The organism is Nostoc sp., assembly GCF_036917155.1.
Taxonomy (GTDB): domain Bacteria; phylum Cyanobacteriota; class Cyanobacteriia; order Cyanobacteriales; family Nostocaceae; genus Nostoc.
In genome coordinates this window covers 1-11,998 of sequence record NZ_JBALDZ010000094.1, presented here as the reverse complement: position 1 = coordinate 11,998, position 11,998 = coordinate 1, and the positions used below count along the sequence as shown (strand labels likewise).

Here is an 11,998-nt window from a genome sequence, read left to right as displayed (position 1 = left end):
TTAATCACCCAATGATTTATGTATTTATACATTAAAAACATGTATTTATTATTACTAAGCTTTGTGTTACAAAATGAAGTGCGGAATGTGGGATATAAATTAGCTGGAAATATTAGCACCGACTTACTTAGTACCATTGCAATACGCTTGGGTTAAGGCTAAAACTCTTTGTCAAATTCAATTTTTTTAACGTAGACGCGGAGCGGCTTGCCGCAGGCTACCGCCAAGGACGCCAACGCGCAGCGTCTCGTAAGAGTTGGACGCAAAGAGAAGAAAGAAATGCTTAACTGAACTGTATTGAGTACCATTGGATACTGTTGGCGAATATACTACATATTTGTAACCAAAAGTCTTACGTAAGCTCAAACCTTCAATCTGTCGTTGCTGCTTTTAGTTGTAATACTTTTGTTTATGCGTTTGTAACACTTTCGCCAACAGTATCACCATTGGAACAGAAAACCGGGTTAATGCTTTATCCCGGTTTTCTGTTCCAATGGTACTCAATTTCAAAAATTAGCCTTGACTGCTTTGCCTTCCCAATATCTGTATCTCCATCGGCTTCAATGAGACGGGAAGTACATATATCTGACCGCTTGAAACTCTGCCATCCGCCTCATGGATTTCTGCCGTACTAGTCACTCTAACTAAGTTAGGCACGGTGGGGTCAGTTTTGTTGCTGAACAGGATTTGGAACTGCACATTTACAGGATTGAGATTCGAGTCGATTATAACTGAGCCAAAAAACTGGGATTCGGTACTAGTGTTAACGATCGTAACTACTTCTTGGTCATTGAGAATGCGTGAGAAGGCCAGCACACCTTGAGGGAAATTGGAAATCCCAAAATGAAATCCATCTCCAGAAATTGGACGGAAGTAAAATCGTCCATAACGGAGTGTTGGCTGTTCATTACGGACATTAGTGAGCCTTTGGATAGTTTTATAGAAAGGATGAGTGGAATCAAAAGCGTTTGGTTTGCCCCATAAGGCTTCACGCACATTTTGGTCGCTATCCCCATTACCGTGTAGACCTTGTTCAGTACCGTAATAGAGGCTGGGGATACCAGGTAATGTGAAAAGACAGCCAATGGCCAAAGTCGCTTGATCGTCGAACTGATGAGGATTTCCATCAGGACTGAAGTAGAAGCGTTGGTGTTGGTCGTGATTGTCCAGGAAGGTAACAAAAAAAGCAGTTGCTTCACCATGAGAACTGATGATCCCACGTTCCACTTCTTTCCGTTCCTGATACATATTGACTAATGCGCTGGGAGGCAGGATGCCTTTGACGACATCAGGCAGCTTGAAGAAAAGAGGGAAATCAAGTGATGCATCCACACCCACTAAGTCACCAGACTTTGAGATATTACGACCGATGAATTGTGAAATTTTTTGCTCGTTGTCGTAGACTTCACCGTAAGTGAAAAAATTTTTTTTCCCAACGCTGAGACTAAACTCGCGGATAGCATTACCGAAAGTCAGAGCGAAATTTGGATCGAGATACTTTAAGGTGTCGATCCGAAATCCATCGATGTCATATTTAGCAATCAAGTACTGAAAGCTGCGGATTAAGACATTTCCTAACTCTGGGTTGCTTGTGAGAAGTTGCTTGAGAGAAGAGAAGTCACCAATGGTTTCTGCTCCCCCAGGCTTAGGACCACCCTGCCTTCGGAAAAACTCATTGCGACGTAGCTCTTGAGGAAAAACTGTCGCATCGGCATCTGGGTTGGAGATATTCTCTCCTATTTTCCAATCTGATTGTGCAATACCTTTTTCATCTCGCCAATTAATATTGTATGGAGTATCGCTAAAAGGAGCTTCTGAACCGTGAGACTCATAAGCAAAAACGTCCCCAGTGTGATTGAGGACGATATCGAAGATTATGTAAATACCCTTTGAGTGAGCTTCGTCAATGAAAGTGCGTAATTCCTGCTCTACATTATTTGGATCTGAGGCAAAGCGTGGGTCTATGTGTAAAAAATCCTGAATGCCGTAGCCATGATAGGTACCATCATTTGGCTTGCCGTTAAGAAATTGACAATTCTTTAAAACAGGTGTGAACCAGATTGCACCTACTCCAAGTTCTTTAAGGTAGTCGAGCTTTTGTCTAACTCCCTCAATTGTGCCACCCTGAAAGCCACCAAATTTATCATTGTAGGGTAGATGTTTTGGAGCTGATACTGGATTGTTGAAACGATCCACCATGAGAAAGTAAATCCAGTGATCTCGCCAATCTTCTGGGGATGGAGTCAGTTTTCTTTGCTGAACTTGATGAAATAAAGCTTGTACATCGTTGTTTTTGACAGAGTTAGCCATAAACTTACCTTTGCAAGTCTCATTAAGATGGTGTTTTAAAGAATCGAATTGCGCGTCATCCAACTATTGGGGTGCAGGATATACCCAAAAAAACCTAAAGCCGTGGACTTGACAAAAGCAAAAAATCTGGTATCTTATTTGCTTTTGTCAAATCTACTCTGCCGTCTTGATCGGCAACATCAATACTTTACATAGAATCTTTTTAATTTTTTCAACAGAACAATACTGAATTTATCAGAGCTTGTTATCAATTTTATGCAAGTTTAAGTAATGCCGTGGCGAGAAAAATGCTGACGACGCGATCGCTTCAACCCCACTCAACTCAGGCATCCGCAAATCTATCAACGTGATATCGGGTTGATGTTGGCGGAACAATTCTACTGCTTCTTGCCCATAAAAGTAGTACAAGGGATGTGGCTTTAGTTACATAATGTTACGCTATATAAGATTTTTGTTAGTGCAACCAGGCAATTCTGATGAAATATTTATGAATCATTAACAACTAATGGCAAAAGTAAACGGCTAACAACTCGATTATCTGGTAATTGATAAAAATTCAACTTCCCTCCTAGTTCTTGTATGAAGTTTTGGCAGATTAGCAAATGCAAAGCTGGTGGTTGGTCGAGGTTAGAGGGAATAAGTATATCCTTTGGTGTATTATCATGTAGTTCCGTGAGTAACTGTGGTTCGATCGCACCGTTATATGTGATCGACAGTTCTAGCGATGTCTGATGATCAGCCCCTGCACTTGTAGAAGAATGCTTTGCATTTGAGGGTTTTGACGCATCTAAACGGCGACACCAAATATCAATTCTGCCACCGATTTGAGAACGGTTACAGGCAGTAACCAATAATTCATGGATAACTAATTCAATTTTGACAATATCACCAGCAATCACCATTGCAGATTGAGGACTGGAGGTAGGAACTCCTCTGACTAATGAAGAATTCTTAGACGATTCTTGCTCGTCAATCGATTGTCCCAAGCCATGTACGCCAATCCATAGCTTTTGTTGTTTAAGTAAATTGTCGATGCGTTCGAGCGATCGCTTCAGTAAACTGGCTATGGACATAGTTTCCCAACTTATATGTAGCTGCCAGTTCTCAAGTTTTAACATTCCACTCATGGAGGTGGCTGTATGGTCTAACTGCCGCAGCAATAGCTGGTAGCGCATCTGAGTTAGTTCATTAGCAGGAATGCCCAAATCATGTATTTGTTTCAGGGAATGGGCCGTTATTCTTTGAATTTCCTCTAGGCGACGATGTTTGTACCAATTAAGTTGTCGTAATTCTTCTGTTGTGGATTCTAGAAATCGGGTAATTTGCTTTTCACGACGCCACCAGGCTAATTGAGAAATCAGAGTTGCTGTTGCACTCAGGTTTTGTTCTGACCAGCGACGCTCTTGATAGTCTACTAACAAAACTACACCGGTGATTTCATAATGAGCAGTTGTACGTAATGCCATTACCAAAATTTGACTTTTGTCTGGAACATTCAACCATTTCCGGGTTTCCGGGGGTAAATTATCCGCCTTCAAAGTCAGGTAACTCTCTGTAGCAAGTGCCCACTGAATTAACGCTTCTGCCTGGATCAGAATAGATGCCTCAGAAAAAATCCCAAATTGGCTATTGTCAACCACTCCAGGGATAATTTCTGCCCAGTTTTGACCAGGTGCCCAAGATAGCATTATCGCTAGGGGACAACCTAAAATTGATGCTATTTGTTCGAGTGCTGTACGTTCTAAATGCTTTTTTTCTACCTCAATGCTGTTCTGGGATTGCGTTAGGATGCGTAAGCATTGCTCAAATGCCTGGGAAGTTTTTTGCTGTTGGGTGGTGCGGTTATGTAATTGCCACTGACGAATAATTACCCCAATCTGTTGACTGACGGCCCACAGCAATTCCTTTTCCAGAGTTGTCCAAGAACGATGGGTTTCGTGAGTGATGACCAAAAGTGGTGCTGGTATCTGACCGTGAGTGCATTTACAAATAAGTAGCGATCGCACACCATTCTCTAACAACGAGGGTCGCCAGTTAAAAAAGCGTAAATCTTCATCTAAGTTTTCAATTTCTACCGCTTGGGTTGAACGTTGCAAAAGCTGCCCATCTAATTCTTTGAGGGTATTGAGGGTAAATGTCAACGGTCGGCGATTATGGGGCTGGCTTTGATAAATAAATTGATAATTATTCTGCTCAGAGTCATACTGCAACAGCAAAAAGCGGGTGGCAGCTAGTCGAGCTAAAACTCTTTTGGCACAGTTGTGTAAAGTTTCCTGGAGGTCATTTTCGCTATAAATACCTTGGGCAACTTGGCCAGTCAGTTGGGCATCTTCTTGAATCTGTTTGATCGTGCTTTCCATGTTTTCGGTAGGTGCAACAAGGGAAATTAAACCAGCAACACCCTGGACGAAATTTCTGTCTGTGTCTGTCCAGATGCGAGGTTCATTGCTTTCCACCGCCAGAAAACCGACTAAATTCTTTTGCCAAATAATTGGAGCTGCCAAAAGCGATCGCACCTTCAATCGTTGCAGCAATTTTGCCGTAAAATGGCTCTTTAAGGAACTGCGGGCATCACCAATGGAGACAATTTGGTTCACTGCCAAAGCATAATAAAAGTCGCTCAATTCCTGTACAGTAATTCCTGCTGATTGCTGAGTGCTAGAATTGCGATCGATTTTGACCAACTGATTGTTCGTCCGACACCAAAAGTAGCGCCCTTCCCGTTCAAACCAATAAACATTTGTCCGGCTGGGGGAGACAAATTTATGAGCTGCTTGCACCGCTGCTTCAAGTCTTTGATTTAAATTACTGAGGGTGCGTAAATTTTCGAGCAGTTCTAATAATGGCTCGTCGCTTCGCCTGGTTTGCTTTTGCTGCTTATGAATCTCATTTTGATAAAGCACTGCCCCCAGTTCACCTAAAACCATCATCAAACGTGCTTTTGTTTCTCCTGTCAGTAGGTATCCCCAGCGTTCTGAACCCAATAACACCAAGCCTAAGCAACGGTCTTTATAGCGAATTGGTAAAATGACCGTTCCCTGGATATGAAATTTTTCGGCAACTTTGTGCCATTCGGTGGCGCGGATTTCAGTTTGTAAATCAGCTACACCCAAGGGATGCTGTTCAATTACTACTTGCTCTAATAAATCCCCAGGACTGAGAACAACCCTTTGCCGTAAAAAGCTCTGATCGCGATCAGGTGTCATACCCCCTTGGCCAAATAATATGTGATTCAAGTGATCGTAAAGAGCAATCCAAATTAGTCTGTAGTCAAACTGTTCTTTGAGATAAGAAATAGTAGTTTCAATCAGAACGTCAACATCATCTTCTTCTCTGATGCTCTGGAGAACGCGCCCCAAAGAGAGGATTTGCTGTTCGGCGGCTATAGGTTTTTGCGGCTGCCCCATCTGATTTATTGGTTAACATAACTTTTAATATATAAGATGCCCAAAAAAGCACCCTGAGTAATATTGCCACAAGTGCTGAATATTTAACTGGGGACTGGGGACTGGGGACTAGGGACTAGGGACTGGGGATTAGTAGTCTGTCAAATTCATTTTGACGGTTAGAGAGATGCGATAAATCGCCGTCTCTACAGTAAATTTATCCATATTATATTGACATACTACTAGGAACTAGGGACTAGTACAGCACGGCGGAATTAAAAAATTTCTTCCCCAGTACCCAATCCCCAGTACCCAATCCCCAGTACCCAAAACTAATGGATATTTATAAATTTGCCATTCGTCCGCTTTTCTTCAATGTAGTCAAAACCGATGCGGAGTGGTTACACCAGCAGACGATTCGCAGTTTTAACTGGCTATCGCAAAGGAATATTAGCCCCCCTGCTAGTTGGGTAAACCGCCGCCTACAAAAATCCCTGTGCCTGTACGATTCACGCCTAGAACAAAATTTGTTTGGGCTAAATTTCCCAAATCCCGTAGGGTTAGCAGCTGGCTTTGACAAGGATGGAGTTGCTGCTGGCATTTGGTCTAACCTGGGTTTTGGCTTTGCAGAATTAGGAACTGTAACTTTTCACGCACAGCCAGGAAATCCGCGTCCTCGTTTGTTTCGCTTGCCGTTGGATAAAGCTGCTCTCAATCGGATGGGCTTTAATAACAGTGGTGCAGCAGTCATGGCAGCACGATTAGCACAGGAAAAACAGGAGGCAAACCACTTAATACCTATAGGGATAAATTTGGGTAAATCTAAGCTAACTCCCTTAGAAACAGCCGCACAGGATTATCTCGATAGTTTTCGTTTACTCAAGGACTTAGGAGACTATTTTGTTGTTAATGTTTCTTCTCCCAATACACCAGGGTTACGATCGCTCCAAGATGCTTCTATGCTCAGTGCCATCTTGAATTTATTACAACAAGAAAATACTACACAAAAACCAATTTTTGTCAAGATAGCACCAGATTTATCATGGGAAGCGATCGCTGACATTATAACTCTTGCTAAAACCTACCAACTGGCGGGAATTATCGCCACTAACACCACCATCAGCCGTGATGGACTGAAAACCCAGGTGATTGACCAAACTGGCAAATCACCCCAGGATGAAGCTGGCGGAATTAGTGGTGAACCATTACGCGATCGCTCTACTGAGGTAATTCGTTTTATTTGGCAGCAAACTCAAGGACAAATCCCAATTATTGGCGTTGGTGGTATTTTTTCCTCAGAAGATGCTTGGGAAAAAATTACTGCTGGTGCTAGCTTGATTCAGGTTTATACAGGCTGGATTTACGAAGGCCCGCTTATGGTACGCCGTATTCTAGCTGGTTTACTTTCCAAACTAGAACAAAGCGGATTAAATTCCATCAACGATGCTGTGGGTTTACAAGTGAAAAGTAAAAAGTAAAGCTTTAAAGTTCTTTCTTTTTCCTTTTACCTTGTTCTTCTTCTTCCAGTGGGAAAAATTCTTTAGTTTTTTCCGAGTATGACCAGGCAATACCATCAGGGTCTTTACTGCGACTCCACTCAGGAAATTCTGGATCGTTTCGCCGTTTATAAACCGTGCTGGAATAGACATTTAACCGTTTAGCAAGTTCAGATTGGATGAGAGAGCCAAAAATTAACTGTTTTTCCAGCGATAGTTTAGCTTCCTGATGGGTTTGCTGTGGGAGTGATTCGGTTTCTGGTTCTTCCTCCTGTGGGGTTGGTGGTGGTGCTAGGAGCGATCGCGCAGTTTTAGTAACTGGTTGAGCCGGAAGTTCTTTAACAGGCTCACTACTGTCAAGAATATTGCCGAGAATGCTGGCAGTTATAAAGTAATAAGATTGCCCCGCCTCTTCGGAGTTCACTATACTGGCACCAAATTCCGAGGCTTTACCATCCAAGTAGCGTTTTGCCGTTGTTCCGGGAAAATTGCCCTTGATTGCCAAGTCCATTGGCGTAAGTCTGCCCTGATTTTCGCGAACTAATTGATGAAAAATTGGGTTAACTCGTACAGTCCACTGTTGCCATTGATATTCCTGCCAAACCTTGAAGCCAATTACCAACACAATTAGCGCTAGTAAAATTCTCCATGTGGCAACTAGGAAAATAATCAAAAACGAGATGGGCAAAAGTAGAACGAGAAAAGCCTTGCCGTTATCTTCTATGGGTTTCTCACTCATGCCGATTTTTGCCAAGTGAATTTTGGGAAATAATATTATCTATCTTGGCAAAAATTATGGCACTTTTTTGTATATTTTGGCAAATTTGTGGCAAATTTGTCGGCAAAAGCTTTCCTGAGTAGGTGTTATGTGGTTATCACTGCTTCTGCTGATCTAATACTGGTCTGCGATCGCACAGAAGTTTTTTCCCAGAGAAAATAAGAGGGTTTTGACGAGTGCGATCTTAATACATCTCCGATAATATCCCCCAAAATCCTGATTATCTGCTTGCTTGTGCCCCTCAAACTTATCTTTCCAAAGCAATAATTCTAAATTAGATTTCCAGACGCTTGACAACATATAATACATGTATTACGGTAATAATACAAATCAACTTTCATGTGGTGGGTAGCTCAGAGGTAGAGTACCTCAACATCCTTATTCACCCCTTGCCTGAAAAGGCCGACGAATTGAGGGTTATCGCTTGACACGCGGGAGGTCGCGGGTTCGATTCCCGCTCCACTACACCAATTAATTTTAGATTTTAGATTTTAAATTCAATCCAAAATCCAAAATTTTCATGTGGCAGGTAGCTCAGTTTGGTAGAGCGCCGAAAAACATCCTTGTTCACACCTTGCCTGAAAAGGCCGAAGAATTAGGGTTATCGCCTGTAAAGCCGGATGTCGCAGGTTCGATTCCTGCTCTGCCACCTTTCATTTTTGCCTGCAAAGGCCGGGAGATGAAACGATGAATTACAATTTTTTCACTAAAAAGAAAACAACTACACCACAAAATCAACCTATACCCGGACGAAAAGCAGAAATGGTTCAGGGACGTTCCGGCGGTTGGATGTTTGATGCTGGTATTTGGAAAATGCTGCGCCGTTGTCTGTTGGTTGGCACAGCAAAAAGCACTTACTACGCTGGTAAACAGGAATTAACTGAAGAATTTGTGGGAGTTGTCAGACAAGCTGTTGCTGAAAATCCCAGCCATGTAGCAGAAGAAATTCTCTATGCTAGCGATGGACGTGCCATTAATAACAGTTCGCCTATCTTGGCTTTAGTATTGCTATCAATGGGTGAAGCACCACAAGCAAAACAGGCTTTTGGTGAAATCTTTCCGCAAGTTGTCCGCACTGGTAGCCACTTCTACGAATGGCTGAACTATACCAAATCTCTGCGAGGATTTGGCAAAGTTGTGCGGGAAGCTGGTAAAACTTGGCTCTCTAGGGAAGATGTCAAGGGTTTAGCTTATCAACTGTTGAAATATCAACAGCGTCAAGGCTTCTCCCACCGAGATGCGTTGCGGTTATTCCATGTCAAACCGCCTACAGAAAATCACCGTCAACTATTTGAGTGGGTAGTTAGAGGCTGGGAAGAATTGCCAGCAGATATCCCCTCAGAGGCGTTGGCGCAGATTTGGTGGTATGAGTGGCTCAAAAGGAATCCCACCCAAACCTATGAAGCTATTTCTCAAGGACGCTTAACCCACGAAATGGCTGCACCTGTGGGCAAGATGGACAAGCAAGCTTGGCAGCTGCTATTTCAGGAAATGCCAATAGGTGCAATGTTACGTAACCTGGGTTCTTTAACTGAACTGGGCGTGTTGCGAGCTGATGAAAGGGCCAATTTGCTGCGAGTGGAAACAGTTCTCAACAACAAAGAACATCTGCGTAAAGGTCGCATCCATCCGATTGATGTTTTGAAAGCACTCAAAACTTATCAATCTGGTGGAAGATTAGGACGCAGCCAGAAGAGTTGGAATCCAGTTCCTCGGATTGTGGACATTTTAGAAAAGGCTGTTGAACTGTCTTTTGATGTTGTGCAACCCACAGGTAAAGTGTTCATGCACGCTGTAGACATTTCTGGTTCTATGGGTAGTTTGGTTGCGGATATGGGACTGACTTGTTGTGAAATTGCCACCGCAATGGCATTAGTGACAGCAAAGGCAGAGAAAAACTATATGATTCGCGGCTTTTCTACTAATTTTATCAATTTGGGTATCACCGCCAAAGATAGTTTTAGTTCGGCTGTGGCGAAAGCTAGCAACCAAAACTTCGGTGGAACGGAGGCATCTGTAGCTTACGACTGGATGATTCAGAATAAGTTCAAAGCTGATGTAGTCTGCTTTTGGACTGACTCTGAAAGCTGGGCGGGAAATAAGCATCCAAGTCAAGCCTTGAAGGAGTACCGCAAAAAGGTAAATCCCAAGGTTAAGGCGGTGTATGTCACCTTGACACCTTACCAGATTACTTTGGTAGATCCTGAAGATTCGCTGTCTTGGGATTTGGCAGGGTTCGACCCAGGTACACCTCGGATCATTCAGATGCTTGCTACAGGCGAATTGTAGATATTACGTACTTAGCGATGTTCAACTGGTTGAGCAAGTTGTGCCTAACTATCAGGAACTTTACGCCGGGAAAGTTGATTTAGTTGCTCGTTATCAAGGTGTTCCGCATTTAATTGAATGGACTACAGCCGAAGAACCAAAACTGAGAATTGATAAGCTTTATGACAAGCCTTTACAACTAGCTGCTGATGGTGGTGCGATAAATCGGTATTATAGCGATCACCTCTTTAACTGCAAAATTAACCATGCTCTCATGTCTGGCATCAATGGCTTAATCGGCTGAATTTTTTCTTCAGTACAGTTGCTACATAAAAGTGCGATCGCTTACCTCGGTCAGAAGTGATTGCACTTTTTTACAAACACAACACAAAAATTTGATCGCTCATCAATTATTCAACTACTGAATGGTTAATTAAACAATTGCCCCAAGAAATTAATAATTGGTTTCCAAAAGATACCAGTTAATACATAAGGAGCATATTGCAAGATAGATAAGCTAGGCTTAATTGAAGGCTTGAGCGGTAAATTTTCTAACAGAAAAGGCACTATACAGGTGAGTCCATACGCAGTTGCTAAAGCAGTAGTGAATTTAGGAGCCTGACCTGGTATAGGACTATAATAAATACCCAATAGGATGCAACAAATCATCAAAAATTGCTCCCATAAAAACCATGATTGCGGCGACAAAAAATAAATTAACCTCGGAAAGCTTTTATCAATTTTCTGTCGCATTCCCAGCAGTACTGCCCAAGTTGCTGCCCCGACAATGCCATCATTCTTCAATCCATAAATTCTTTGAAAGCGTTTCACCGCTCTTTCTGTTGCACTGTCAAAATAGCTAGTAGGTTCTTTTTTCAAAAATCCTTCATCATAAAGGATAGTTTGCAGTTCTTTAACCGCATTCCTTAATTCTGGGGACTTCATTTTTTGACTCCGAGAAAGTTTTGGGTACAAAAGGCAAGCCCATGTTAATGGACCAACCACTCCATCTGCTAGAAGATTATTTCTTTTTTGAAATTCTTTTACTGCCTCGTCTGTCTCTAAGTCAAATTTACCAGTAATCTCTGCAAGTAAACATTGAGTTTTTAATCGCTCTTGCAATTCGTTGATTGATTCTTGTACAGACTTTGGTGTAAACTCACGGTAAAGTGTCGGGAGTTTATTAAAGACACAGACTTGTTTCTCTTCAGGAAAATAAAGTCGAGCTTGTTTGAGACCAACCAATATACTTACAGTTTGAATTAGTTTATTCATTGAATACTCCTTTGTTGTCAGAAGTGAAAACAATAATTCAGCCAGAGTTTTTGGTTGCTTGTCAGGATAGATGTTGCATTTGCGCGCAGCCTGTTACCAACAATTATGAACTTAGTAACTAGACTAATCAATTGTTGCTCTGGAAGTTAACTAAAAGAGTTAACAAGTTGATATAAAAATGTTAATTACGATATTAATCTTGAAGTTTTTCCAGTTAAAATATTGCTAATACAAAATTTAATGAAAGACTAATAGGGTGATATTTATGTCAGATGAGCCAGAAGGTGGGAATCTGTCTAAAGCCTGGTATCAAAAGGTTTTACACGACTGGGATATAGATCGTTTACTGACTGACTTGGAGTCTAAAATTCAAGAGCGATACAGGCAAAATTCGTAACTGCCTAGCTAGTAGTAATAGAGGAAAGGAAAACAGAGACATTACCTTCTAAAGCATCAGTAATAACTTCGAGGAGATTAAGACCATG

At 41.9% G+C, this 11,998-nt stretch carries 9 protein-coding genes, 2 tRNA genes and 1 pseudogene; 6 read left to right on the top strand and 6 right to left on the bottom strand.

Features of this window, described 5'->3' with window-relative positions; genetic code table 11:
• Nucleotides 1-513 precede the first annotated feature (513 nt).
• The 3 genes and pseudogenes from V7K67_RS13900 to V7K67_RS13890 all read right to left on the bottom strand — a co-directional run bounded on the left by V7K67_RS13900 (nucleotide 514) and on the right by V7K67_RS13890 (nucleotide 5,717).
• Nucleotides 514-2,310 (bottom strand): alpha-amylase family glycosyl hydrolase, encoded by a 1,797-nt coding sequence (locus V7K67_RS13900; protein ID WP_335166988.1) that lies wholly within the window; start codon nucleotides 2,308-2,310, stop codon nucleotides 514-516.
• Nucleotides 2,311-2,604: 294 nt separating this feature from the next.
• Nucleotides 2,605-2,703: pseudogene (locus V7K67_RS13895) on the bottom strand (response regulator transcription factor); the annotation flags it as partial.
• Nucleotides 2,704-2,795: 92 nt separating this feature from the next.
• Nucleotides 2,796-5,717: a GAF domain-containing protein gene (locus V7K67_RS13890; RefSeq protein ID WP_334729564.1), complete on the bottom strand. Its 2,922-nt coding sequence runs from the start codon at nucleotides 5,715-5,717 to the stop codon at nucleotides 2,796-2,798.
• Nucleotides 5,718-6,031: 314 nt separating this feature from the next.
• On the opposite strand from V7K67_RS13890, the gene V7K67_RS13885 reads away from it, so the two are divergent.
• On the top strand, nucleotides 6,032-7,174 hold the full coding sequence (locus V7K67_RS13885) for a quinone-dependent dihydroorotate dehydrogenase (protein ID WP_334729565.1): 1,143 nt from the start codon (nucleotides 6,032-6,034) through the stop codon (nucleotides 7,172-7,174).
• A gap of 4 nt (nucleotides 7,175-7,178) precedes the next feature.
• Here V7K67_RS13885 and V7K67_RS13880 read toward each other — a convergent pair whose 3' ends face one another.
• Together V7K67_RS13880 and V7K67_RS13875 are read right to left on the bottom strand one after the other, a co-directional pair.
• Nucleotides 7,179-7,931 carry a hypothetical protein gene (locus V7K67_RS13880; protein ID WP_334729566.1) on the bottom strand — a complete coding sequence of 251 codons (753 nt, stop codon included), beginning with the start codon at nucleotides 7,929-7,931 and terminating at the stop codon, nucleotides 7,179-7,181.
• A gap of 153 nt (nucleotides 7,932-8,084) precedes the next feature.
• Nucleotides 8,085-8,270, bottom strand: coding sequence for a hypothetical protein (locus tag V7K67_RS13875; protein ID WP_335166985.1), 186 nt, complete (start codon nucleotides 8,268-8,270; stop codon nucleotides 8,085-8,087).
• 41 nt (nucleotides 8,271-8,311) lie between these two features.
• Here V7K67_RS13875 and V7K67_RS13870 point away from each other — a divergent pair.
• The 4 genes from V7K67_RS13870 to V7K67_RS13855 all read left to right on the top strand — a co-directional run bounded on the left by V7K67_RS13870 (nucleotide 8,312) and on the right by V7K67_RS13855 (nucleotide 10,542).
• Nucleotides 8,312-8,440, top strand: a tRNA-OTHER gene (locus V7K67_RS13870).
• A 53-nt stretch (nucleotides 8,441-8,493) separates the two neighbouring features.
• Nucleotides 8,494-8,620 (top strand) — tRNA-OTHER (locus tag V7K67_RS13865).
• Nucleotides 8,621-8,657: 37 nt separating this feature from the next.
• Complete coding sequence (locus tag V7K67_RS13860; RefSeq protein WP_334729567.1) at nucleotides 8,658-10,259, top strand: TROVE domain-containing protein; 1,602 nt, start codon at nucleotides 8,658-8,660, stop codon at nucleotides 10,257-10,259.
• 40 nt (nucleotides 10,260-10,299) lie between these two features.
• The gene (locus tag V7K67_RS13855; RefSeq protein WP_335166983.1) at nucleotides 10,300-10,542 is read left to right on the top strand and encodes a hypothetical protein; all 243 of its coding nucleotides are present in this window, start codon (nucleotides 10,300-10,302) and stop codon (nucleotides 10,540-10,542) included.
• Between the two features lie 125 nt (nucleotides 10,543-10,667).
• Here the strand turns inward: V7K67_RS13855 and V7K67_RS13850 are convergent, their stop codons facing one another.
• Nucleotides 10,668-11,513, bottom strand: a complete 846-nt coding sequence (locus V7K67_RS13850) for a peptidoglycan-binding domain-containing protein (RefSeq protein WP_334729569.1) — start codon at nucleotides 11,511-11,513, stop codon at nucleotides 10,668-10,670.
• A gap of 265 nt (nucleotides 11,514-11,778) precedes the next feature.
• On the opposite strand from V7K67_RS13850, the gene V7K67_RS13845 reads away from it, so the two are divergent.
• Nucleotides 11,779-11,910 (top strand): hypothetical protein, encoded by a 132-nt coding sequence (locus tag V7K67_RS13845; RefSeq protein ID WP_335166982.1) that lies wholly within the window; start codon nucleotides 11,779-11,781, stop codon nucleotides 11,908-11,910.
• Nucleotides 11,911-11,998: the final 88 nt, after the last annotated feature.